At 65.4% G+C, this 22,902-nt stretch carries 29 protein-coding genes; 6 read left to right on the top strand and 23 right to left on the bottom strand.

What is annotated here, in order from left to right; all coding sequences use genetic code 11:
• Positions 1–13: 13 nt before the first annotated feature.
• Positions 14–403, bottom strand: coding sequence for an SdpI family protein (locus tag ACYVII_RS18615; protein ID WP_460537837.1), 390 nt, complete (start codon positions 401–403; stop codon positions 14–16).
• A gap of 838 nt (positions 404–1,241) precedes the next feature.
• Between ACYVII_RS18615 and ACYVII_RS18610 the strand changes: the two genes are divergently transcribed.
• The 4 genes from ACYVII_RS18610 to ACYVII_RS18595 all read left to right on the top strand — a co-directional run bounded on the left by ACYVII_RS18610 (position 1,242) and on the right by ACYVII_RS18595 (position 3,756).
• Positions 1,242–2,342, top strand: coding sequence for a TRM11 family SAM-dependent methyltransferase (locus ACYVII_RS18610; RefSeq protein WP_460537836.1), 1,101 nt, complete (start codon positions 1,242–1,244; stop codon positions 2,340–2,342).
• A gap of 125 nt (positions 2,343–2,467) precedes the next feature.
• A complete protein-coding gene (locus tag ACYVII_RS18605; RefSeq protein WP_460537835.1) occupies positions 2,468–3,157 on the top strand; it encodes a GNAT family N-acetyltransferase in 690 nt (229 codons plus the stop codon).
• Positions 3,158–3,232: 75 nt separating this feature from the next.
• Positions 3,233–3,466: a type II toxin-antitoxin system ParD family antitoxin gene (locus ACYVII_RS18600; protein ID WP_460518546.1), complete on the top strand. Its 234-nt coding sequence runs from the start codon at positions 3,233–3,235 to the stop codon at positions 3,464–3,466.
• Entirely contained in the window at positions 3,463–3,756 is a 294-nt protein-coding gene (locus tag ACYVII_RS18595; RefSeq protein WP_460537834.1) for a type II toxin-antitoxin system RelE/ParE family toxin, read from the top strand. The genes ACYVII_RS18600 and ACYVII_RS18595 overlap by 4 nt, the downstream gene beginning before the upstream one ends.
• A 535-nt stretch (positions 3,757–4,291) precedes the next feature.
• Here the strand turns inward: ACYVII_RS18595 and ACYVII_RS18590 are convergent.
• Entirely contained in the window at positions 4,292–5,137 is an 846-nt protein-coding gene (locus ACYVII_RS18590) for a hypothetical protein (protein ID WP_460537833.1), read from the bottom strand.
• Positions 5,138–5,511: 374 nt separating this feature from the next.
• Here ACYVII_RS18590 and ACYVII_RS18585 point away from each other — a divergent pair, with 374 nt between their 5' ends.
• A complete protein-coding gene (locus ACYVII_RS18585) occupies positions 5,512–6,078 on the top strand; it encodes a recombinase family protein (protein ID WP_460537832.1) in 567 nt (188 codons plus the stop codon).
• A gap of 37 nt (positions 6,079–6,115) precedes the next feature.
• On the opposite strand, the gene ACYVII_RS18580 is transcribed toward ACYVII_RS18585, so the two are convergent.
• The 14 genes from ACYVII_RS18580 to ACYVII_RS18515 all read right to left on the bottom strand — a co-directional run bounded on the left by ACYVII_RS18580 (position 6,116) and on the right by ACYVII_RS18515 (position 18,708).
• Positions 6,116–6,298, bottom strand: a complete 183-nt coding sequence (locus tag ACYVII_RS18580) for a hypothetical protein (protein ID WP_460537831.1) — start codon at positions 6,296–6,298, stop codon at positions 6,116–6,118.
• A 656-nt stretch (positions 6,299–6,954) separates the two neighbouring features.
• Complete coding sequence (locus ACYVII_RS18575; RefSeq protein WP_460537830.1) at positions 6,955–7,422, bottom strand: hypothetical protein; 468 nt, start codon at positions 7,420–7,422, stop codon at positions 6,955–6,957.
• Between the two features lie 21 nt (positions 7,423–7,443).
• A complete protein-coding gene (locus ACYVII_RS18570; RefSeq protein ID WP_460537829.1) occupies positions 7,444–8,112 on the bottom strand; it encodes a hypothetical protein in 669 nt (222 codons plus the stop codon).
• Positions 8,113–8,142: 30 nt separating this feature from the next.
• A complete protein-coding gene (locus ACYVII_RS18565) occupies positions 8,143–8,349 on the bottom strand; it encodes a hypothetical protein (RefSeq protein WP_460537828.1) in 207 nt (68 codons plus the stop codon).
• 68 nt (positions 8,350–8,417) lie between these two features.
• The gene (locus ACYVII_RS18560; RefSeq protein WP_460537827.1) at positions 8,418–8,759 is read right to left on the bottom strand and encodes a single-stranded DNA-binding protein; all 342 of its coding nucleotides are present in this window, start codon (positions 8,757–8,759) and stop codon (positions 8,418–8,420) included.
• A 39-nt stretch (positions 8,760–8,798) separates the two neighbouring features.
• Complete coding sequence (locus ACYVII_RS18555; RefSeq protein WP_460537826.1) at positions 8,799–10,166, bottom strand: MinD/ParA family ATP-binding protein; 1,368 nt, start codon at positions 10,164–10,166, stop codon at positions 8,799–8,801.
• Complete coding sequence (locus ACYVII_RS18550; RefSeq protein WP_460537825.1) at positions 10,163–11,359, bottom strand: hypothetical protein; 1,197 nt, start codon at positions 11,357–11,359, stop codon at positions 10,163–10,165. Before ACYVII_RS18550 ends, ACYVII_RS18555 begins: the two co-directional genes overlap by 4 nt.
• On the bottom strand, positions 11,359–12,051 hold the full coding sequence (locus tag ACYVII_RS18545; RefSeq protein ID WP_460537824.1) for a hypothetical protein: 693 nt from the start codon (positions 12,049–12,051) through the stop codon (positions 11,359–11,361). Before ACYVII_RS18545 ends, ACYVII_RS18550 begins: the two co-directional genes overlap by 1 nt.
• The gene (locus tag ACYVII_RS18540) at positions 12,048–14,003 is read right to left on the bottom strand and encodes a hypothetical protein (protein WP_460537823.1); all 1,956 of its coding nucleotides are present in this window, start codon (positions 14,001–14,003) and stop codon (positions 12,048–12,050) included. Before ACYVII_RS18540 ends, ACYVII_RS18545 begins: the two co-directional genes overlap by 4 nt.
• A complete protein-coding gene (locus ACYVII_RS18535) occupies positions 13,982–14,383 on the bottom strand; it encodes a fimbrillin family protein (RefSeq protein WP_460537822.1) in 402 nt (133 codons plus the stop codon). The genes ACYVII_RS18540 and ACYVII_RS18535 overlap by 22 nt, the downstream gene beginning before the upstream one ends.
• Entirely contained in the window at positions 14,380–16,917 is a 2,538-nt protein-coding gene (locus ACYVII_RS18530) for an ATP-binding protein (RefSeq protein ID WP_460537821.1), read from the bottom strand. Before ACYVII_RS18530 ends, ACYVII_RS18535 begins: the two co-directional genes overlap by 4 nt.
• On the bottom strand, positions 16,914–17,459 hold the full coding sequence (locus tag ACYVII_RS18525; protein ID WP_460537820.1) for a hypothetical protein: 546 nt from the start codon (positions 17,457–17,459) through the stop codon (positions 16,914–16,916). Before ACYVII_RS18525 ends, ACYVII_RS18530 begins: the two co-directional genes overlap by 4 nt.
• Complete coding sequence (locus tag ACYVII_RS18520) at positions 17,435–17,665, bottom strand: hypothetical protein (RefSeq protein ID WP_460537819.1); 231 nt, start codon at positions 17,663–17,665, stop codon at positions 17,435–17,437. The genes ACYVII_RS18525 and ACYVII_RS18520 overlap by 25 nt, the downstream gene beginning before the upstream one ends.
• Before the next feature lie 14 nt (positions 17,666–17,679).
• Positions 17,680–18,708, bottom strand: coding sequence for a conjugal transfer protein (locus ACYVII_RS18515; protein WP_460537818.1), 1,029 nt, complete (start codon positions 18,706–18,708; stop codon positions 17,680–17,682).
• 172 nt (positions 18,709–18,880) lie between these two features.
• On the opposite strand from ACYVII_RS18515, the gene ACYVII_RS18510 reads away from it, so the two are divergent.
• Positions 18,881–19,195, top strand: coding sequence for an ArsR/SmtB family transcription factor (locus ACYVII_RS18510; RefSeq protein ID WP_460537817.1), 315 nt, complete (start codon positions 18,881–18,883; stop codon positions 19,193–19,195).
• Between the two features lie 18 nt (positions 19,196–19,213).
• Here ACYVII_RS18510 and ACYVII_RS18505 read toward each other — a convergent pair whose 3' ends face one another.
• The 7 genes from ACYVII_RS18505 to ACYVII_RS18475 all read right to left on the bottom strand — a co-directional run bounded on the left by ACYVII_RS18505 (position 19,214) and on the right by ACYVII_RS18475 (position 22,640).
• Positions 19,214–19,348 carry a hypothetical protein gene (locus ACYVII_RS18505; protein WP_460537816.1) on the bottom strand — a complete coding sequence of 45 codons (135 nt, stop codon included), beginning with the start codon at positions 19,346–19,348 and terminating at the stop codon, positions 19,214–19,216.
• A 328-nt stretch (positions 19,349–19,676) separates the two neighbouring features.
• Positions 19,677–20,459 carry a ParA family protein gene (locus ACYVII_RS18500; RefSeq protein ID WP_460537815.1) on the bottom strand — a complete coding sequence of 261 codons (783 nt, stop codon included), beginning with the start codon at positions 20,457–20,459 and terminating at the stop codon, positions 19,677–19,679.
• 123 nt (positions 20,460–20,582) lie between these two features.
• Positions 20,583–21,005 carry an ATP-binding cassette domain-containing protein gene (locus ACYVII_RS18495; RefSeq protein ID WP_460537814.1) on the bottom strand — a complete coding sequence of 141 codons (423 nt, stop codon included), beginning with the start codon at positions 21,003–21,005 and terminating at the stop codon, positions 20,583–20,585.
• A 29-nt stretch (positions 21,006–21,034) separates the two neighbouring features.
• A complete protein-coding gene (locus ACYVII_RS18490; protein WP_460537813.1) occupies positions 21,035–21,454 on the bottom strand; it encodes an antitoxin HicB in 420 nt (139 codons plus the stop codon).
• A gap of 14 nt (positions 21,455–21,468) precedes the next feature.
• A complete protein-coding gene (locus ACYVII_RS18485) occupies positions 21,469–21,678 on the bottom strand; it encodes a type II toxin-antitoxin system HicA family toxin (RefSeq protein WP_460537812.1) in 210 nt (69 codons plus the stop codon).
• A 54-nt stretch (positions 21,679–21,732) separates the two neighbouring features.
• Positions 21,733–22,338, bottom strand: coding sequence for a hypothetical protein (locus ACYVII_RS18480; protein ID WP_460537811.1), 606 nt, complete (start codon positions 22,336–22,338; stop codon positions 21,733–21,735).
• 47 nt (positions 22,339–22,385) lie between these two features.
• Positions 22,386–22,640 carry a hypothetical protein gene (locus ACYVII_RS18475; protein ID WP_460537810.1) on the bottom strand — a complete coding sequence of 85 codons (255 nt, stop codon included), beginning with the start codon at positions 22,638–22,640 and terminating at the stop codon, positions 22,386–22,388.
• Between the last annotated feature and the right edge of the window lie 262 nt (positions 22,641–22,902).

The following is a 22,902-nucleotide window of genomic DNA, read 5'->3' as shown; positions in this document are numbered from 1 at the left end:
CGGCAGTCGGTCTTTACTTCGAGGGGATCATCACGGAGCGGCTCGATGGGGAGAGCGAGTTCATGCCGCCGGGGTCCGGTTCGCGGCGCGGGCGCCGACAATTCGCACCGATGATGGTGCCGGCGAGGAGCACGATCAGCGCCACCCAGAGCAGCACAGAACTGGGAGCAGTGGGCAGCACGGTCAGCGCCAGGACCGCGAGGACGATGTTCACCACGGCGCTGCACACGACGGGAAGAACCGCAGCACGGTGACCAGCCGACCAGGCTTCATCCGAGGAGAACAGTGAGGGGATCCGAAGCCCGACCCACGGGTTACGCCGAATCACACCCGCCGCGCAGAGAATGATCCCGACAGCGACCGCGATGGACGCCGCACCCAGAACGATGATCCCGATCAGCACATCTCGCACAGTACAGCGCGTCGAGCTGGAACCGCAGGTGTGGTGAGCATCGACGTAGTCTCGGTGCATGAGTCGGCGACGGCAGGGTTCCTGGTTCACCTTCACTGGAAGCAACTACCTGCCGGCGACGTGGGAAGGCTGGGTACCGTTCTCGTGGGCGTTGTAGTGGTCGTCGCCGTCACGGTCATCGGCATTCTCGTATCCGGCGGTCAAGTCTTCCATTGACAGTCCGCGGCGCCGGCATGCGCCGGAGCGCGCGCAACCGGAAATCGTCCCACGAAGCGGCCCGGTGCCCGCAAGCGGATCGCCTAACGGGCGAATCGGCGGGGCGGACTGGATTAGTGCCAGGACATCCAGGTCATGATTGCGGCCAGAACCACTGCAAGGCCGCCGGCAATCAGAAGTTGCGTCTGCCGATGAGAAGCGTGTCGGTCTCCACCGACTGCCGCCCTTCCGCTCAGCTCCCGGCTACGACGCCCGTATGTCATGTCCTGAACCCCCACTCTGATGAGGAGCGTACGCCGCTCTCAAGCGCGCTAATCGAGGGCGTCGCTGCTCAGCGCGATGACGGATCCGTCAGCGTGGATGCCGACGTTGCGCTCGTGCTGAACCACAATGACCGCGGATTATGGCGCTCGATCTCGTCTTGGGTGCCGCGGCGGGTGCTGGCGTCCTGAACTTGGTGCGGTTCTTTACGACCCGGATGGGAGGATGTTGTTCGTGCGCATGTTCTTCCGACTCGGCTAGCGGTCCGCTAGCTGAACGTGGCTTGGCCCGCGGCTAGCGATGCGGGGACTGACGAGTTGTCCGTCTCCGACCGCTACCGGGAGGATTCGTCATGCCCTCTGCGCGCTTTGGCGCCGAGGAAGCCCTGTCACATGCGCTGAGAGACAACGCGCATGTGCGGGCACTCGTACGCACTACTGGCGGGATCGAGGAGCTCGCCGCCGAGGAACTACAGGAAGCCGGTCATCATGTCATCGGCCGGTCGCGTCGGCAACTCGTCGTGGCGCTGACATCGACATCCGTTATCACCCGGCCACCACGGCTGGTCGATGACCTCTTCCTCATCGCTGCCGATGTGCCCGATCCTGGGCGGCTGGCAGGTGACCTCCGGCGGCTTGCGGCATCCTTGGCGCACGCGGTCCGAACGCTGCCTGTGCCCATCGGCAGCGCGGAGTCGATCGGGGTCACCGGCTCTTTCGTCGGACGCCGCACGTTCACGAGGTACGCCCTGGAAGATGCGGTCGGCGCGGCCGTGCAGCGTGTGACCGGCGCAGAATACGTGTCCCGTGCCGGCGGGACAGTGACACCGCCCGCGGCTCGCGTGGAGCTGCGAATAGTCCTGGACGGTACGCGGGCGATCCTGGGGGTGCGCCCGTTCACTGCCCCCTTGCACCGGCGCGAGTGGAGGACCCGGACGGTTCCGGGAAGTCTGCATCCGCCTGTTGCAGCGGCCATCGCCAGGATCGCGGATATTCGGCCCGGCCACGTCGTGCTTGATCCCTTCACTGGAGCAGGGACTGTGCTTCTGGAGGCAGCCCGGATACAGAACGACGCCCACTATCTGGGAAGCGACCGTGACCGGGACGCGCTTCGCATGGCGCATCTGAACGCGGCGCAGCGACCACAGATCCAATGGCGCCCCGCTGATGCACGACAGCTCGCCCAGTTCGCCCCCCGTGCAGACCGGATCATCACTAACCCGCCATGGGGACGCCGACAGCCGATCGGTGACATCCAGCCCTACATCGATCAGTGGCGACTCACGCTGAGATGCGGCGGCATCGCGGTCGCGATCCTCAACCCAGCGCAGGCGAGAACATTCGCCCAATCCCCGCAATGGAACGTGCTCGCAGAGTTCGACGTCACCGTCGCCGGTCAGCCCGCGCGCATCGTATCCGCAACACCCATCAACGGAGCAGACCTCGGAACTTGAACATCTCGCGTGGGCCTCGACCAGGACAAAACAAAGAGAGAGCCACCACACGCGCGCAGAAGGACCGGCTTGCGTTCCTAACTGGTTCGGTTTCGAGCCGTTCGTTACCGTGCCAATCTGAGGGGATGGGATCAGATGAAGTGGCGTCGCTGTGGCCGGCTGCGGGGATCGTCGCGCGAGCAGGAGCTCTCGAGTTGCGGTGGATGGATGACGATCTGATCCTCGAACTCGCGCGATTGGCAGTGCGGGGCGTGCACGATCCGGACCGGATGCCGTTCGGCACCCCGTGGACGCGAGGTACGCCGGATCAGATCATGCGGGGCATGCTCGCCTACCAGTGGGCAAAGAGAACGGCGATCGCGCCGGGCAAGTTCCGCCTCGAATACGCCGTCCTGGTGGACGGTGTCATCGTCGGGTCGCAGGGCGCCGGCGCCAAGGACTGGGATGTCCTACACAGGGCGAACACCGGTTCATGGCTCGGCCTGGAGTACCAGGGTCGCGGAATCGGCACCCGGATGAGGATGCTCATGCTGCATCTGCTGTTCGAAGGACTCGACGCATCGGAAGCGACGTCGGGCGCATTCAGCGACAACCCCGCATCAAACGCCGTATCCCGGAAGACCGGCTATCTGAACGACGGCACGGAAGCGATTGCGCGTGAGGGGACGCCCGCAACGCTGAACCGCTTCCGGATGCCTCGCGAGCGGTGGCTCGAAGTCCGCGCCAACCACGAGACCCACCTCGGCACCCCCGTCTTACTGAAAGGGACAGAAACGCTGCGCCAGCAACTCGACCAGACACCTACCCCACGTTGACCTCGGCACCCGAAGCGGGATCCGGTTGTGTCTTTCGGCGATGACCCGAGTACCAATAATTGGTACCTTTGTCGTATGAGTCTCAACACCTCGATCAGCCTCGACGACCACTTCGCGAGCTTCCTTTCGCGAGAAGTGGCGGCGGGGCGCTATCGCAGTGCGAGTGAAGTCGTTCGTGCGGGGCTGCGTCTCCTGGAAGACCAAGAGACGCAGATGGCCGCTCTGCGCGCCGCACTCGTGGCCGGCGAGGAAAGCGGGCCCGTGCAGCCCTTCGACTTCGACGAGTTCATTGCTGCCAAGAAAGCATGACCACCTACTGGCTCACGCCGGCGGCGCGACAAGACCTCTCCTCGATCTGGGACTACACCGAACAGACCTGGGGGCCGGGTCAGGCAGAGATCTACCTCGGCGAAATCGGGATGGCATTCGAGCGAATCACCAAGGATCCGGATCGAGGACGCACCTGCGACGAGATCCGTGCGGGATACCGTCGATATGCCATCGGCAGCCACCTCGTGTTCTACGTCGTTGGCGATGACGGCCGCGTCGACATCATGCGAATACTGCACCAGCGAATGGACCCGACAAGACATATCTAGAAACCCGTGCCCACTTCAAAGAACTGGAACGCAAGCCGATCCGTCATCGTGCTCCTAGCGACGCCTTCGATGAGGACGCTTGAGAGCGGCGTACACTCCTCATCAGAGTGGGGGTCGGGAGATGACATACGGGCGTCGAAGCCGGGAACTGAGCGGAAGGGCGGCTGTCGGTGGAGATCGACACGCTTCTCATCGGGAGACGCAGCTTCTGATCGCCGGCGGGCTTGCAGTTTTCCTGGCCGCATTCATGACTTGGATGTCCTGGCACTAACCCACTTCGCCCCCCTGATTGGCCCGGTACCGGATCCCCAAGTGATGCAATTGGCCCGCGACGCGTTGCGTCGCCCACGGGGAGCAATTCCGGCACGGTCGTGGACCGCTTAAAGGTCAGGGTGACCAAGTCGTCACACCGGGAGCCTTGGGAATGCGCCGATGAGCTTACGTCGCCGAAGGGTCCACCTGTGTGGCTGTTGGTGACTGCCGCGCAGGAAATTGACCCTGGCGTTCGTACGGCGCCGGGTCAAGGCTGGCGGGATCAGAAGTCCGGTGGAATCGGGCCCCGTACTGCGTCGAACGTGTCAGAGTGTCCCGACTCGGGGTCGTCGATGACCATCGTTACTCGTATCTGCTCGTTTGCGGATCCACCGTGGTGGAAGAGATGGTGGACTCGTCCCCGCCAGTAGAACCGCATGACTTCAACATCAGATACTTCATCGCTGGTGACGCTGACTGACACCGCTGCGCGCATCCCCTTCCCCGGTGTGTAGCGAAACTCCATCCAGATGGGAGTACGAGGCAAGAAGTCCAGCCTGCGTGTCCGCGGAGGTATCGACCGTCCCGAAGCGGCCAAGGTGTGTGCGAGAACCATCTCTACCTGCCAGCCGATCTGTCGCAGCAGATAGTCCTGCAGCGACATGCCGATGGCGCCGAAGAGATCACTCTCGGCGAGGAGATCGTGGTACTCGACGCCCAGATGGGAGCCGTCAGTATTTGCGACGAGCGTCGCAAACTGACTCCACGACAGGCGCTGCTTCTCGGAACCCGGGACGATCAGCGATTGAGCATTCATCCAAGCATCGAATGGCAAGTAACGAGGCGTATGGGGTTGACCATCGCCAGGCGCAGGGTGAACGGGTAGGTTCCCGAAGGACAGCACAAGACCGTCCGAGGCGTTCAGAGTTGGTCCGCCCGATACGAACACCGCCGGCAGATTGATCCCTGCTGCGACACTGATCCTCCCCAATCCTCGGTTTCCACGGTTGGTGGTGTCCAGCAAGATGCGTAGGACGTTGGCGAGATCATCGCCCGCACCGTCTCCCCCGAGCTCGACGTCCTCGAGGGCGCGATCGAGTCGGCTCAACAAGCGCGATCCGGCGGTCACGATCTCGTCCTGGGCGCGTCTCAGAGGCATCGGCTTGTGTGAGTGCTAATCCGGCGACGCGCTCAGCGAGCGAGTAGACCGACGGTGCAGAAGACCGCGGAGACTATCAGGCTTGCGATGAGCAAGTATCGCGAGGTGGCACCGACACGTTTGGTAGCGGCGGCCGCGCCGGATTTGTCGTCCGAGATCAAGGACATGTGGTGAGCGTACTGCGGCTGGTTCTCATGGCCGAACACGTCGCGCGAAACAGGGTCCCCCACCGTGCACCAATTGCGGGCAGTCTCCGCCCAGACGATCACGGAAGACATCGATGCACGTAAGACCCGTACGATGAAAATGCACGCAAGGGCACCTTATCTGCAACACTGTTTCGCGTGCTGATCGGATACGCCCGCGTCTCAACGAATGAGCAAGACCTCACCGCCCAACGCGACGCCCTCGCGGCCCTCGGCGTGGATCCGAAGCACATCCACGTCGACCATGGACTGACCGGATCCAACCGTGCTCGCCCCGGCCTTCGCGAGGCGATGGTCGCCGTCCGCGACGGCGACACCCTCGTGGTCACCAAGCTCGATCGACTGGCCCGCTCACTGCCCGACGCGCGCGATATCGCTGAAGAACTCACGAGCAAGGGTGTCGCCCTCAGCCTCGGCGGAAGCATCTACGACCCGACCGACCCCGTCGGACGGCTTCTTTTCAATGTCCTCGGCATGGTGGCCGAGTTCGAGGCCGACCTGATCCGGATGCGAACCCGGGAAGGCATGGCTGTCGCGAAGGCCAAAGGCCGACTCAAAGGCAAGCAGCCCAAACTATCGGCCGCGCGACGCAAGTACCTGCTCCAGCTGGCCGACCATGGAGACCACACCCAGGCCGAACTCGCCGAGCTCTTCAACGTCTCCCGAACAACCATCTACCGGGAGCTTCAGCGAGCAAACGCATAACCCCGGCGGCGTATGCCGAGAATTCGGATACCGCGGGTTACCAATAGCGCTCCGATGACCCCCATTTGGGGGTCGCAGCGGAGACCGTCTGAAACGGGTCGGAACGCTCCCCCGTCTCGGGGTCGATCGACACCTCGGTGGACAGCCAGGCATCGTCCGTGAACTCCGTCGACAGGTCGGCGTCCACGTCCGGCCGGATCGGCGTCACACGCGCATCCATGGCTAGATGTTAACGAAACCCCTGTGGATAACCAACATCTATCCACAGTCCTTGCAACATCGTCTCGACGGTCAACCAGGCCGTTGAGTGGCGGCTAACCCGCGGAATTCCGCGGCAGGATGGTCGGGCTCTTGCCGGCGACCATGGCCACCCGAGGTGCACGCGTCTTCAAATTGGGAAGAGGTTCCGACTGAGCGTCGGCCTGACCTGGGAGAATGAGTACAGCCGGCTAACGACTGTGACGCCGGCACCAGCGTGACAAAGACGAAAGCCCCGGGCTGGCACCCGAGGCTTGAGTCTGTCTCGCTGGGGAGACGGGTACCCGGACAGTAGACGTCCGAGCGCTGGTTCGCTCACAGTTTACGCATTAACCGCGGCGCCGAACCCCGTGTTTCCTGGAAATACGGGGTTCGGCCCTCGGTTAGCGCACCGGGTTAGCGCCTCCGGATCAGTGTCATCACGCCCTGATTGGAGGTGGTGCCCTATGGGTCACCAGCCCAAGGTGAGCCGAGAGACCTGGATCAAGGGTGCGATTGCAGTGGGAGAAATCTTCGCTCGCTTCGTGCTCTTCTTCCTGGAGTCTCACCGGTAGCCACACAAGGGGGCCGGCCTCACGCGAGGTCGGCCCCTCCCCCTTGCCCGTCAACCGTGGTCCGTTACGGCAGAGCGGGCGAGTTCGACGCGGCGTGCATGATGCCGGTGTAGGCCCAGCCGTCCATCAGCAGCCACATGCCGCCGATGGCGAGCACGAGGCTGGTCCAGCCCCAGGCGTTGGACTGCACCGTGGTGATCAGGCCCCAGAGTGCCGAGTCATTGTAGCGGCGCTGCGCGACGAACCAGGCGACGATACCAACGAGCCCGAGTCCGATGAGGACGATGGCGCCGACGAAGATGCTGGTCGCCTCCGGCGGCTTGCCGCCGCCAAAGAGCTTGGCGGCGCTGCCGAGCAGACCGGCTAGGAACATCGGCACGATCGAGGCGACGATGAGCATGATGCCGGCCCACATCAGCCCGACCGCTGGTGCCCGATCGGTCCACTCGGCGGCGACGAAGACGCCGATCATGAGCACGAGGCCGGCGGCGAAGATCAGCCCACCGAATGCGAGAAGTCCTGCTGCGGTCATGGGGTCCCTTCCGGTGCTTGATCAGTGCTCGATGCCGAGCCGGGCGAGCGCGGCCGTCCAGTCGGCCGCGATCGCCTGCTGCGCCGCCGCGAGCGTCACCTGGTGCACGCACACGGCCTCCCTCAGCCGGTTCTCCACACTGTCTTTCGGGTTGCGTGTGCCGTGCGCGTCGGCGGTGTTGGGTTCCGGCCACAGGTTGGAGACGGCGTTGGCGCCGCCGAGCTCCAACGGCACCAGGTGGTCGTACTCGATGCTGGGGGTGTAGTGCAGGCCGTAGTCGGCCAGGCTCTCGTGCTTGGCCGGCCCGGTGTCCGACTCCGGCGGCCGCACCGTGGTCGTGTAACCGGGGCGGCAGATCGTCTGCCCGATATTCGCCTGCGTCACCGCCGGATCAACAGAGCCGGGTGTGCAGGCCGGATCAGGCAGCACCAGCCCGGTCGCACCGTCGACGACGTGCACCCGGCATCCGCCAGCGTGTAGCTGCTCGTCGACCTCGACCCGGCCGGGCGAGTGCACCTGCCGGAGCCCGGATGCCGGCGGCGGAGCCCCTGCGCTCGAGGTTGACACGTACGTGTCAACCGGGGCCGGATGCGCGCTCGCGCCGAAGACGGCGAAGCCGGCGGCGGTGACCGCCACGGCGGCCGCGGCGGCGCCGACTGCCCAGCGTGGGCCGGTGCGACGGCGGGTCATGTGCGTGCTCTCGTTTCGGTGGTGCGGTGGTCAGTGGTCGCCGGGATCGGTGAACCGGACGCGCGACTTGAGTTCTTGCTGGTGTGCCCATCGGGCGCGGGCTTGGCGCCGCCGGTACGTGGCGGCTCGGCGGCGGTCGATTCCGCGGATAATGCTCCACGCGATCGTGGCCCCGATGACGCCGGCCAGGAAGCCGAGGAACGGCGCGCCGGTTCCGTGGAGGAAGACGCTGAGCACTCCCCCCGCGATCAGGAGGAGTGCCGGCGTCAGAAGTCGGCCGGTGACGGTGCGGCCGCGCGGAGTGGTCAGGCGTCGTCCCCTGTCCGGGCGAGCTTCGGCATGACGCCGAACCGCTCGGCGCGGATCACACGGCCGTAGCGGGTGCCCTCGATGCTCTCCCACTTCTCGCTGCGTTCCCGGCCGACGACGATGACGCCGGCTCCCTTGGTCAGCTCGGACGCTGCGGCGTCGCCGAGCTGGAACCAGGCTTCGACGTAGTGGGTGGTGGGCTCCTCGTCTTCGGTCCACTTGCCGTCGCGGAGCGCGCCGGTGTTCTCGATGACACGGAACTTGGTGACGGTCGCCTTGCCTGCTTGCTGGGTGGTGGGGTCGGCTGCCAGGTGTCCCCAGATAGTGCGTTCTGCCATGATCGTGTTCCTTTCGTGAGTGGTACGTGCGTGGGCTGGTTAGAGTGCTCGGGCGATCGCGGCCGCCGCGCGGAGCCAAGCGCGTTGAGTGCTCGGCCGGAGTGCTCCGTATCGCAGCACGCCGTCGACCATCGCCGGGTCGAACGGGATCGTTGCGGCTTCGCGCGCGATGCCTTGGTAGCCCTGGGCGATGTTTGCCGCCTCGGTTGCTGCCGCTCTCTCGTCGGCCTGGTTGACGATCACGACCGCGTTCTGTGCAAGCTGCGCGGATCGTTCGTCGCGCTGGGCGAGGGCTTCCAACAGCAAGGCGCCGGCTTCCGCGTGCTCGGCTCGGGTGGTGGTGGCCACCACGAGCTGGTCGGTGTGGTCGATCATCCGACGCCACAGCGGGTCGCTTTCGTCGTTGCCGCTGTCGATGAAGATCAGCCGGTAGTACTTCGAGGCGACCTGATTGATGGCGTCGACGTCGGCCGCGGTGAGGCGTTGCTCATCGGCCAGCGCCATCGGCTTCGACCTGAGTACGTCGTACTTGTCGGTGGCCTGGTGGTGCACGAAGTACGCCAGATCGGCGCTCTGCGCGCCCGTGGCCATCAGGTCAGGTACTCGTGGCAGAAGATCGAGCAGCGTGGCCTCGTGCGGCCCTTGCTCGGTCCGCCAGCCCAAGGTTCCCCGGAATTGGTTGTTGTCCCATGCGAGTACCCCGGCGCCGCCGTTGCGGGCAAATACGGCCGACAGCAGGGCGGTGCTGGGCGTCTTTCCTGCGCCACCTTTGCCGTTCACGATCGCGATGGTGCGAGGGCCTGGCCAATGCTGGGACACCGCGGCGGTGTCGGCGCGTTCTGCACGTTCGTCGTCGCTGGGGCTGACGCGGATGCCTACGCGGGTGAGCACCCCCCGGATGCCGCGCGCCGCGGGCTCTTCGGTGGTCTCTTGCGTCAGGAAGGACTGTCGGGCAGCGCGCCGCGTCGGCAGCTCGGCCGGCGCCGACTCCGGCCCGGGGGTGGCCGACGGGGTGATGAGCGCAGTTGGTGCGGTGTCGGTCGCGGCCGCGTCGACAGGCATCGGCCGTGCCGCGGGCGGTTCTGCGATCTGTGAGGGAGCCATGGCCGGCTGTTCTTGCACCGCGGAGAGGGGAGGCACGGGCGTGACAGCCGGCCATGGCTGTTCGGGGAGCATCTGGACATGTCCTGTGGGCGCGACCGAGAGTGTGCTGTTGCCGGAGCGAGGATCGCGTGCGTGCACGGTGATCGGGCCGCCGGCGGGTGCGGCGACCTCGTGCACGATGACCTGGATGGCTTGTCCGATCACGTCTTCCAGGCTTGGGGCGGCGAGGCTGCGGGCCTGGCCGTTGATGACGAGTTGAGCGGTGCCGTCGTCCTTGGCGTCGACGGTGACAACGGGTGTCATGCGCTGGTCCCTTCTCTGGTGGTGCGGGTTGCTGAGGCGGAGCTGCTGGGCAGGTGAAGCTGGTCTGTGCCCGGCCCGAGTTGGTAATGCAGGTGGTTGCAGGTGTCGGCGAATTGATAGAGCGTTCTGAGCTGGTAGCCGTTGAGGGTGCCGCACTGGGACTGCCCTACCGCTCCCCTGGCGTTGCTGATCTGGTCGAGAAGCTGGATCGCGGCGTCGGCGTTGCCGTCGCGACCGTTCGTGATCTGGCCGCGGAGCATGTAGAAGTCGACGGCCATGCCCTTCCAGTGGAAGCTGTAAACGCCAGCGCCGGGCGTGTCTCCGGTGCATTTGCGGTTGAGGTCGCTGATACCGATCGGGGCCTCTTGCTGGGCCACGATCGCGATGACCTGGAGCAACCGGGGGTCGAGGTAGCACGAGGGGCTGCTGCCGCCCGAGCTGGCGTACGCCTGGACCTGGGCCTCGTACCTGGCATCCAGCCACTTGATCTTGCCCGTCTTCGTGAGCTGCATGATCGTCTGCGCCGACTGTGATGCGTTGCCGAGCGCGAGGGTGGTGCATCCGCCGCCGGAGCCGTATGTGAGCGCGGCGACGACCTGCTGTGCGGCGCTCCAGTACTTCGTGTAGTACGACGGATCGGCGTTGCCTTGCACGGTGTGCGCGGCCTGGCTGGGGTCCATGCTCTGCCATCCCGACTTGCCCAAGAGCGCCTTGAAGAAGAGCAACGCGCTTCCCGTGGGGTCCATCCGTACGGACAGCGGACCCCAATTGTCACGCTGTTGGAAGAGCCCACGCGAGTCGGGTCCGGCGGCGTCGCCGTGGTCGAGCACCCGGAGGGCGCTCTCCCCCATCGCGGTCATCACGGCGATGTTGATGCCGTAGGACGGTGCGCCGAGTGACGCGCCGGCGTTGATGATGAGGGCCGCGTTCTTGAGTTGGTCGCCCGCGTAGCCGGCCACTGCTGCATGGGATGCGGCGGCGGTCGGGTCGGCGGCGCCTCCTGCACAGGCGGGGTCGGCGGCCGACGCCCCGTTGTTGTGCGGGATGCCGCCGATGGCGACGATCGGGCCGACGATGATGGCCAGCAGCAGCACAGCGGCCGCGAGGATGATGCCGAACTTCAACCCGAGCAGGCGCCCACCGACACGGGCCGCGGCCGTGGTCAGTGCTGCCTGCTGGAGGTTGCCGGCCATCAGTCCTGGCCCTCCCCGTAGTAGAGGACTTTGACGCTGGACACCTGCGGCGCCGGCGCCGGCGTCATGGTCACCTGGAGCGAAGCGACGAGCGGGGGCACGCGGCCAGGATCGAGCAGAACGTCGACGGTGCCGGTCCAGCCGGCCTTGGTGGCGGCGACGTCGCGCCAGGTGTACTCCTGGATGTTCACGGAGCTGCCGCCGAGATAGGTGCCGTTGAAGAAGCCGGCGCGGGTTCCATCCAGCGCATCGACGGCGCCGGGAGCGACGTACTGCTGCCAGTCCTGCCCGGGGAAGTAGGCGATGAGCCACATGGTCGCCGTGGTCTTCGGGTCGGCGGCCGGCGTCGCAGCCGAGGTCGCGGGGGTGGCTGCTGTGGGTTGCGTCACGGGCCCCGCCGCTGCGGAGCTGGTGGCGTGTTTCGCGGGCTCGGTGTGGCCGCTCATGCCGGCGATCGTGCCGGCGACGATGATGCCCCCGAAGAACACGACTCCGACGATGAGCAGGGCAAGCGGACTCCGGGGGGCGTCGCGAGCGTCCCGGAGCTTTGCCCTGTAGCGCTCGCGCGCGTCGGCCTTCGTCTCGCGTCGTGCTGCGCGCTTCGCGTTCTTCGCCGCACGTCGCTGCTGTCGGCGCGTCGGCGGCCGCGGGTCGGCCGGCTCAGGGCCATCGAGGAAGTCGTGCGGGCTCATCGGTCGTCGCCTGCCCGATGACGGCGCAGTCGGTTCGAGACCGGGCGCGAGGCCGGCGTCCCGGTTTGCCGTGACGTCGACGTCGACCGCTGCGGAGCTGCGCTCCGTGTTGTGCCGGCCGCTGGCCGCTGGCTCGGTGTCCGGGTGCTGCTGGTCGGCCGGGTTTCGCTGGCGCGTGGCCCTGGGCGCAAGCCACCACGGCGGATCGTGGAGGGCGTCACAAGTTTTCCTGCGGCATTGCGTCGGTCGGCGTGCGCGACGCGAGCTGCGGATGTCACATAGCTCGCGGTGTTGCGGACCCATTGCGATCCGCCGCGGATGCCGCCGGCGACATCGCGTGCCGCGGTGGCGGTCCCTCGGCCGGCGGCGGCGGTTCCTCGGGCTGCCCCGCGAGTCGCTGCCGCGGTGCCTTTAGCGGTCCCCTTGACGGCCGATACTCCTCGACGTCCCGCTGCCGGGATGGCGCGGCTGGCGCTGCGGGTGACGAACGCGCCGACGAGGAACGCGCGACCGGCACCGGTTGAGTGTGCTCCGACAATCTCGGCGAGCTTGTTACGGAAACCGAAAGCGACGAACATCAGTGTGAGGGCCAGCCCCATGCTGACCATCCACCCGCTGTTGGCGGTGGCTGCCAGTAGCGCGGTGAGTATGGCGAGCGTGGCTCCGAATGTGAGTAACGCAACTAGAGTGATCAGCACCGCGCCTATCAGGGTCTCTGCCCAGGCGACGCCCCATTGCCGCAACTTGCCAGGTATCAGCCAGAGACAGGCGAAGAAGACGCCGGCGAAGAGCAGCAGATAGGTGAGGATCACCCCCGCCAGGGCGGAGAAGCCGAGTACGAGTAGCAGAGCGCAGAACACGATAGCGAGGACGAGGGCAAGCAGCACCATGCCCAGTCGTTGCGGCCATTCCTGCCCAGCAACCCACTGCCCTGTCGGGCTCTTCTTCCCAGCACTCGGATCACCGTTGCCCTCGGTGGGGTAGATCTCGTTCTGAATGATGTCTTTGCGCTTCGATGTGTCCATGCCGGCGTTGAGGATGTCTTTGCCGTACAGCTGGCAGGCCTGGACCGATCCGAACTCAACCAGGCACCAGGGCGTGGCGACCTGGCTTCGCCAGATCGAGTCCGCGGACTTGCGCAGCATCGCGTCAGAGGGCGTGTTCACGCTGTAGTCGACCGCCTTCCACGTGAAAGGCATCTTGTCGTTGGTCGAGATGGCGTTGTTGCTGGCGCTGAGAATGAGATTCGCGCCGGTATCCCGTACGGTGTCGACCCCTGTGACGAAGGTGCCCGGTGCGGATGTCAGGCCGACTGCGAGAACGCCGGCGGCGACCATCCATGCGATCTGGCTGTAGTACGAGCCTTTGACGCGGCGGCCCTCGACGTAGGCGACGAGGCCGCCAACTGCCAGGGCAGTCGGAAAGAGCCACTGGAGGACGACGCCGCTGGCGCCGCCGAGCATACTCGTGACGGCATCCGAGAGGCCGGGAACGTTGAGCGAGGAGAAGAGCCACCAGCTCAGGCCGACCGCGAGATAGACGACCAGCACCCAGAGGTATCCGAGGAGATTGACCAGCCCGTTCATGATGGTGGGTAGGTAGGTCGACCCGTCGAACGCGTTGAAATCGACGTCTGTGTCGAAGTACCACGCGCCGTATGGGTAAGTCTCAAACAGCGTCTTGGTGCCGCCCTCGCTCAGGTCGCGCAGCGGGATCAGCTCGCCGGGCTGCATCACCTGCGTCTGCTTGCACGTGTGTGTGTTGAAGCACGGCAACGGCGCCGCGGCATGCGCTGCGCTGGCGTAGATTGCGCCGGCCAGCATGATGATCGAGAAAACGATGATGAAGAGCTTGACCTGGCGGCGGGTCGGCCGGAGGCGAGCTAGCAGCTCGAGCGGCGTTGGCACGTACGTGTCAACGAGGCGGCGGCTCAGTCCGTGAGTTGTTCGCATTGCTGCTGCTCCCCGTAGTCCGATCCGGCCAGGGCAAAGCACGTCGCCTTGTGCGGCGTCGAGCCAGGTGGGTACTTCGCGTCATCGACCAAGTTGGAGGCTGTGAGCTTCCAACTCCCGTTCTGCTGCTGGTAGCCGTACGCCTTCCAGTACGTGTACGGACCGCTGGAGTTCTTGCCCTCGGTTTTCACCAGGACCGCATAGCCGCCGCGCCATGACCAAGTGTCCGCTACCGTCGCGTGATCACCGTTCGGCAGGTCTTGCGAGGCCTTCTGCACGGCGAGGTGGTCGACGGTGTTCTGGTCGGTGTTCTGGCTGCACCCTGCGAGGGCGAGCACTGCCGCGATCCCAAGCACGCCGGCGAGTGCGCGTCGCTTCATGCTGGTACCTCCGCAAGGTCCTGTCGCATGCCCTGCTGGGCACGATCGGGATTGGTGTCCAGCAGCTCCTCGATTTCTCTGCTGGGTAGGTCGACGTGTATCTGGGCAAGTTCGGTTCCCACTCGCACCAGGCAATTCCCCTTCTGGTCGCTCTCGGCGGTCTCGTCGTCCCGTGCGACTTGGGAGCGTGCCTCGGACACGTTGAGCCGGCGAATCCATGCGCGGGTCTCGTCATCGGGTTCGAGGTCGAGCAGACGTGCGAGCGCGTCTTGCTGCCCGACCGAGCGGAGCCGGAAACCAAACACCGCGGCGAGCTGTTCCACCAGTCCCTCGTGCTCGCTGATGCCGTCCGCGTCCTGGGAGTCCACGAGCAACGCAGTACCGAAGGCGCGGCCCATGCGGGCCGTCTGCCCCATGAAGTCGCGACCCTCGCTGGTCTTGAGCATGCGGTGCGCCTCGGGCACGCCGATCACCTTGGAGCGCCGGCGGAGTAGGTGCGAGCTGGACATGTAGAGGGCGTGCGTCGTCACGGCTCGCATTGCTGCGATGGTGAGCCGCTGGCTGGAGTCCCATGTCTCGGGTGGGTCGCTGTTCTCCGGCAGCGAGAGGCCGGGCATCTGGAGCACCCACAGCCCCGGGTCGGTGCGGAGGACCGGCTGGCCGACAGGCTCGCCCATCATGACGCGGCCGAGCGTGGTCTGCGCCAGCTCCACTAGCGCCTCACCGAGTTCTCGCTCGTCCGGCTCGTTGCTGTGTGCGAGGAGTTGGATGGTGGCCCATGTTGTGGGTCGCGGTGCTTGAGCAATCCGGTTTGCGGCGCGGAGCGAGAGTCTCTCCGCTGAGCCGGCCAGGTCGCGCGGTGCGAGCAATGCGAGCTGTCGCGAGACCTTCTCGGGCGCTTCCGCGATCGGCAACGCTTGGAAGAGGTCCATTGCGCCAGCGTTCGCGGCGCTCACCTGCATGAGCTGGCTGGGCAAGCCCATCCGCTGCGCCGCGTCGACCAGGCCGCCGGTGTCGCCCTTGAAGTCGAGCAGCAAGCACCAAGACTCTTTGAAGGCGGCATCGAGCAGTAGGAGCTGCATCAGGGTGGTCTTACCCTGACCAGACAGCCCGATCAGTCCGACCGTCGTCGGTTGGTCTCGCTTCGAGAATCGGGTGACGTCAAGGTGTGCGAGGCCGGGCGTGGAGCCGGTCAGGTGCCCGATGACTCCCCCGCTGGTGTCGGAGAGCGCGGAGCCGCCCCAGAACAGCGACCCGAAGAACGCCACGCCCTCTTGCACGTGGTAAAGGTCATCTACGCGGAGCTGGTCGCCTGGCAGGGTTTCCAGCCACAGCTCGCGTTGCTCATCGCTGCCCCGCGAGACCTGGATGCCGTTGTCGGCATAGTGGCCGATCACGGCGGCCACGTTCGCCTCCAGCTCTTCGTACGTGTCGCCCATAACCACTAGGCGCGGGTGGGAGCGCACGAGGATGAGCCCGTCGCGCTGAATCTCGGCGCGTAGTCCTTGGGCGACGTCGCCGGCGTCAAGGGTCTCTTCTCCGGGATCGCCTGCGCTGGTCCTGCCGGCGGAGCGGCGTTGCTCGGTGGCGAGGTCGCGGGCATCCGTGACCAGCTTGAGCGACTGGCTGCGGCTGAGCACGCGGAATCGCACGCTGGCGTCCACGATGACGGGAATGTCGTCACCGGCGGTGCCGTCGTTCGCTTCGCTGACGCGGCTGACGTCCGCGATGGTACGTAGCCACTCTCCCTCGCCTGGCGTCGACATTTCTTCGGGAAAGTCTGTGATCGGCAGGACTGCGACGTAGCCGGCGACGTTGCCTTTCTCGTCGCGAAGTCGCAGGTGGTCCGTGTACGGGTCGGCGTGCCCGTTGGTGAGCGTTGCCAGCGACGCGCCCACAATGGTGCCGTGGCGTGGCACTGCTCCCAGTGACCGGAGCTGTTCTCGTGCGATGGTCCAGCTCAGCAGCTCGGCGCTGGCCAGATGGGCGTTCAGCCGGCTGCCGCGGAGCTGGCGGCCGAGTTTGAACGCGACGTTGGCGTATCGGGACATGTCCGGCTCGCGCACCCGGTGCTGTTCGATGCCGAACGCCGGTGCCGCGAGTTGCTGGACGCCGGACGTGTCGTGCTTGGTACCTTCCGCGATTGTCACGCCAAGGAGCACGTGCCGCTGCGGGAGCTGCATGGCGTCGATTTGCTCGGCCCGCATGTCCACCCAGCGCTTCCAGTTGCCGGCGGTGTACTCGCCTTCGATGCCTTGCACATACTCGGTGCCTTCGAGGCTCGACCAGATCACCTTGAGGTGGCAGTCGGTGTCTTTCAGTGCCCGGCCGGCCACCCGGATGACTGATTGCACTTCGTCATCGAGCAGCAGCTCGGGCATGGTGTCGGTGTTGGCTGTCGGAATCTCGAACCAGGCTTCCGCCTTGGTTGCGGTGATGATCAGTCCGTCCGCGATCGCGCGATACGTCGGCGGCTTTGCTTTCCGGCCTGGCGTCGCGCCGACCATCGCCAAGAGGTTGTCGATGACCTTCATGATTTCCCCTCCCTCTTCGTGTTGCGGTTCACGATCGCGTGCAGCTCGTCGTTGCCGATCAGTCGCGCCTGCGCGTGGTTACGGATGACGCGCTGCGTCGGCTTGTCTCCGTCTACCCGTTCGCGGCCGACCCGTTCGCGGAGTGTGGGTCGCTCGCCTCGGTTGGCTTCGCGGCGGCCGAGGTTGATGATGGGCGCGCATCCCACCAGCAGAAACCGGATGTGCAGCGCGAAGGGCGTCAGCCGCATCCGCTGCGGTGTTTCCTCGTCAGGCTGGAACCCGAGCATGATCAGTGCGATCGGGGGCGCGAGGAGGATGAGCGATCCGATGTCGGGCCGCACGGCCAGGAGACCTGTCCAAATCAGAATCGGCCAGGCGATAACGAGCCAGGCGATGAATGCCAGCGCGCCTAGACCGAACTTTTTTCGGTCGATGCCCTCGCCTAGGTCGAATCCGAACAGCTCGTGCTGTTTCGCCTCGATCCGGAGGGCCTTGGTGACGGTGCGGCCGGTGAGCATCAGTGCACCTGCATCCCGAACCATGCCCCAATGGTGATGTTCCACAGGAACTTGAGCACGGCGAGCATTTGGTCGGTGAAGTAGATGAAGCCGGCGAGGATCACGGCGAAGACCAGTTCGGTGATCAGGTCGCCCCACTCCTTCTTGAGATACGCGCCAAAGGCACGGATCACGAGGACGACCAAGAAGATGTTGCCGATGATGCTCAGTGCCAGTTGCTCGAATGACATGGTGTCGTTCCTCTCTAGTGCTGTGAAGCGGTGATGGCTGAGACCTGCCACCTGTCGGTGGAGCCGGCCGTCACGCGGGTAAGGGTCAGGGCGTAGGTCGATGTGACGACTCCGCCGCTCTTGGTGGTCCAGGTGACGACGGCGCGCGCCTGGCGGGTCTGCCCGTCGCCGCCGTAGACGGTCCAGCTCGTGAGGGCTTGCAGCTCGACGGCGCCGTTGAGGCCGCTGAGTCGAGCACCGGGGGCTGCGACGGTGGACATGTCGCCGGTTGTCCCATAGACAGCGAAGAAGCTCTTTGCGTAGCTCTGTGTGCTGTTGGTGAGAGCCGAATCGGGAGTCGGTCCCTGGGTTCCAGACACGGCTTGAGCGTTCGGCAGCGCGACCAATGCCGGGTCGGCGGCAACAACCGGCCGGCCGGCCTGAACGTGGACCGGGACGGCGAGGCCCTGCCATGTCGCCGGTAGCTCGGTCCCGTTGCTGTCGAAGGGCTGCACCTTCACCGCCACCGTGACGGTGGCGTCCGTCGCGTTCTGCGGGTCGACGGCGACGGTATAGGCCGCCTGTGCGGTCTGCTTTCCCGTGCCGTCCCACTCATAGGTGGCGTCGCCGCTGATGCCGCCGAGGTCTTGACTGAGCTGAGAGGTCCGGGTTTTCGCGTGCGCGGCATCCCACGTCAAGAAGTTCATGGCGAAGCGGTCGGCGACACCGCTGGCCGCGGCCTGCGGGAACGCGGCCGCCGGGTTGCTCTTAGGCTTGGCCACCGTCGTTGTTGGCGGGAAGAACATGGCGCGGAGGCCTACCAGTACGACGATCACAAGAGCGACGATCAGGACGACTCGAAGCACCTTCCAGTACCACCGTGGCGACTCGCTGCGTTCCTGCCGCCAGGGCAGCTCTGCCCCTTCCCCGGTCCCGGTGCTGGCCTGTAGCCACGGGTTCGCGGACTGGTCGTGTTCGGTTTGCGGCAAGGTCGATTGGTGCTGCGTCTTGTCCTCTACGCCGTCGAGATTCAGCGCCCTGAGAAAAATGTTCGCCTTCGCCACTACTCCCCCAAATGGAGACATCTTCGCGTGTGGTCCCCCCGGTAGACAAACTGGCCTGCTGCCCGATCGAGGGGAGTACGCTTACTCTACCTGATCGGTAACCGATCAGGTAGAGGAAATGAGACCGATGCCTAACGATGATTTCCCCTCGGGTAACCGGCACAATGGTCGAATGTCGATTCGCCGTCAGATTCCCGACCTGCCGGCACACTTAGCCGATCTGTTCGAGGCGTTGCAGAACCCGACTCGTGTGATGGTGCTCCGTTATGTGGTAGCGCACCCGCTCGCCTCACGCATCGACGTGCAGGAGGCCACCGGCGCCGCCATTGCGCCGGTCCACCGCGCTCTGACTGCACTGGAGGATGCAGGCTACCTGACCGCGGACGTTCCCCCTGGCGAGCGTAGCGGCCGTACGGTGCGCTACAGCGCAGACCGCGGCAAGCTGAGCGCGGATGCCGGCGCGCTCTTCGGTTGGCTTGTCAGTTGACACGTACGTGTCAACTGTTCAGGGGCGGAACAGCCAGCGCAGCAACCTGACCGCGAGGCGGCACGCCCCGTAGACGACGATCAGCACCACGGCGGCGCCGCCGAGCATCAGCCAGGGCATGCTTTGCGGGTCCATCACTCCCCCTTGTGCCAAGGCGCGTTGCGTATCGCTTCCTCGATCAGCGCCCGCTTTGACCGCCCAGTGCGCGCATATTCTGCGTCGACCATGGCGGCAACTTCCGGGCTCACTCGCGTCGCGAGCTGCACGGTGAGTTCGCGGCCGCCTGCGTTGAGTTGCGGCGGCTCCGTTCGTTGAACTGTGGGCGTCGGTGCTGCCGCGGACACGCTAGGCGTGTCCTTGCCTTCGACCGGTGCCGTGGCCGGTTTGGCTGGCGTGGGTGTCGGCGGGTGGTAGTCGACGGGGTCTTGTCCTTCGTCTGCTGCCGGCCGTGGGCGTCTTGCGGGTCGGTCGAGTTGCTGACTCATCGGATCACCTTTCGCATTACTTCGGTGTAGGCGTCGCGGACGGCGTTCCCCTTGCGGTACATGCCGTACCACTCCCCCGCTAGGCGCACTTCGGGCACGATCGACAGGTGTGGCACGATCGGCTCGAGAATTGGCGCTAGTCCCTTGATCTGCTCAATCGCGTCGCTCTCCGCGTAGCTCATGAACCCGGTGCCGTCACGTGTGACGCTCACGCCGGCCTCGGTGAGGTTTGAGGGCGCCCCCATCCGCTCCCTGCTGCGCTTGAACGCCTCGATGGTGCGTTGTGCACCTGTTACCCCGTCGACGCCAGAATCGCTCGCCGTGGCGGCGTACAGCACGGTGTCGGAGGCGTGCAGCGCGCTGAGGGTGAGCGGTCCGCCTTGCCGGTTGGCGCAGTCGATCACGACAAGATCGGCGTTGAGCCCTTCCAGCGATGCTTTCAGGCGCAGCTCTGCGAAGTCGTCGCGGTCCGCCTCGCGGTTGCTGAGCCCTCGGGCGGCCGGGATGATCCGCAAGCGTTCGTGCCAGCGGCTCGCGGTCGCCAGCTCTTCAGCCCATCCGATTGGTTCGTCGCTGGCGCCGAGGATTGCGCCGACGTGCAGCCCCTCCCCTACCGGCTCAGCGCGCGTCCACTTCGTGGTAGCAGCTCGCGGGTCAAGGTCGATGAGGACGACCCGGCGGCCGTTCTCGGCGGCTGTCATCGCGAGGGACACGGCGGCCGTTGTCTTGCTGACGCCCCCGGCCTCGCTGTAGACCATCACGGTTTGCATATCGATCATTCTAGAATGCTCGCTTTCTAACTAGAGTGCTTTCTGTCTGGCGTGTTTTCTACCATGTGTTCTAGCGAGCTTTCTAGAAAGTTCGCTAGAACACGGCGGCGGGTACGGTTTCGGCGATGCCTCTTAGGCGTCCGGCCAGGTGTAGAGCGCGGGCACGTCCACGAACTGCGGGGCGCCGTCGATGAACTCTATGGTGCGCCCCGGCTTGTGAGCTTCGCCGGAGTGGGCGATGGCGGCAAGCACGAGCGAGAGTCGTTCGCGGTCGAGTCCGGTGAGTTCGTCGGCGAGGATGATGGGGGAGTCTGCTCCCAGGCTTGCGGCGATGCGCAGGAATCGCTGTTCTCCGCCTGACATGCCGCCGATGTGCTCGGGAATCGATGCAAAGTCGATCCAGGGTCGGCCGGTATCGGCGTCATGCCGCACCCATGGGCGTCCTTCGTTGGCAAAGCCGGCGCGTATCAGTAGCTCGGTCGCGGCTTCTAGCGGCAGCAGGCCGCGCGCCCATTCGCGTAGTGCGTGGTCGTGCTCGATGGTCGTGGCGGTCATTTCGGCATCCTCTCTTAGGCCTCTGACGTTCAGGCTCTTTTGACTCCTACGACCTCGCGCTGAGGTGCGGCGTGCGCGAGCTGGTGAACGCGTTGGGGGGAGAGGCCGAGGATTCGGCCCGCGTCCTTCATGGTGAGGCCTTCGGCGCGGAGGGCTTGCACTGCCGACCGGCGCAGCGCTGCGGCGTCGGCTTCGTCTCTGCGCGCTTGGTCTTCTAGGACTACTGCCTGATTCCAGGCTTCCCGCGCGGAGTCGGGAATCTCGATGGTGATATCGACATCGAAGCTGTCCGGGTCGATGTCGAACCACAACCCGATGACCTCGCGGGCCACTTCCTCGACCTCGTTGAGGTCTCGTGCCTGGCCGGCGGTGTCGGGGTCGTCTACTTTCACGAGCCACCATCGACCGTCTCGGCTCGCTGTGGCCTTGTACGTCTTGCGCTCAGCCATCGCCCTTGCTCCTTTCAACGCCAGCTCTGCGGGGATTTCGGCAGCTTCTTGATCAGCTGGCCGATGATTCCTGCACTCACCTCACCGTGACGCGGGATCGACTCTTTTTGCGACTCGTCCGGCAGTCCCCACATTTCGTGGCTTCCTTTCGCGTCGCGGAGGAACACCCAGCCGTTGTCTTTGACAACCTTGATCACGTCCCGGTGCTTCTGCGGCTTTGGCATGATCTTAGTCTACCCCCTCTAGATAGTTCCATCAAGTGCCACTAGATATTTCCGCTACACATCTTCTGGCTCGAACTCTTCGCCGCAGAGCCCGCAGATGATCGGACCAGTATCGAACACGACGAGGGATGCACGGATCTTGCGCCCGCAGCTACATACGGCGGCCTTGCCGTTGTTGTTGTTCTTGCGGCCGTCGCCGGTGCCGATGACTTCGGCGCGGCGGTAGGCGGTAATGGTCGCGTCGAGCTGGTCGACGGCGGCAGCGTAGGCGGCCGCGGTGTTGCCGGGAACGCTGGTCGTTGACCATCCGACGCTCTTGTCGTGTTCGAGGGTGAGGCCGAACTCTTCGGCGATCGCCTTGAATTTGGTGTTGTGATAGCGGCCTTGACGGCTGGTGTCGTTGATGCCACGTGCGCGAGCTGCGCCGTGTGCCGCCTCGTGGAGGAGTGTTCCGAGCACGTCGCGACCGCCACGTGAGAGGCCTTCGCCGCCCACGAATAACTCGTGCACGGCTTCCTCGCCGCGCATCCAGCGCTCGGGGGAGAAGTGGCCGAGTTTCATTCCTTTGGCGGTCGTACCTGACGCGAGCGTAACGACGACCTCGGGCACGTCTTCGTGGCGTGTGCGGATGGTTGCCCACGCTGATTCGATCGCGGCCACGAGAGGAGCGCTGATGCCGTTGTTCTTCTTCATCGTTGTCTCTCCGTTCACTGGCAGGAGTCGCAGCCGAGGGCATCCATGGGGTCGACCGGCACGACGTAACCGTCGAGGTCGTTGCGGTCGATCGCGCCGCGGGGCGCCGTGTGCTCGCACTGTGTGCAAGCTCCGGCCTCGATCGTGTGGGGGTCGGTCACGCTGCCGTGGCCTGTGAGGCGGATCACTCCGCCGTTCGATTCCGCTTCGCGGAGCACGGTGTGCATCCACTCCTCGTGTGTGGCCTGCTCGTCGTTACCGATGCTCATTGGTCTCTCCCTCTCGTCTTTTTGCCTTGAAGGCACGTAGTGCCGCGGAGGGGTGGAGGTGCGGAGCGCAAGAGACCGTGGAATACCGGACTGACTGGAGCGCAGCGGAGGGAGGGAGGATATGCCGCGAAAGCTCTTGCGCGCAGCGCTGGAACCCCGGATGCTGCCGAAGGCTTCAAGGCAAAAAAACGAAGAGCACCCCGCATGCGGGGTGCTGGACAGTCGGCCGCCCGCAGGGCGGCTGTCAACTGGAGGCGCTATG

The sequence above is a fragment of the Humibacter ginsengiterrae genome, assembly GCF_054780115.1.
The sequence above is the reverse complement of the archived record's forward strand: the minus strand, read 5'-3'. Positions and strand labels throughout refer to the sequence as shown.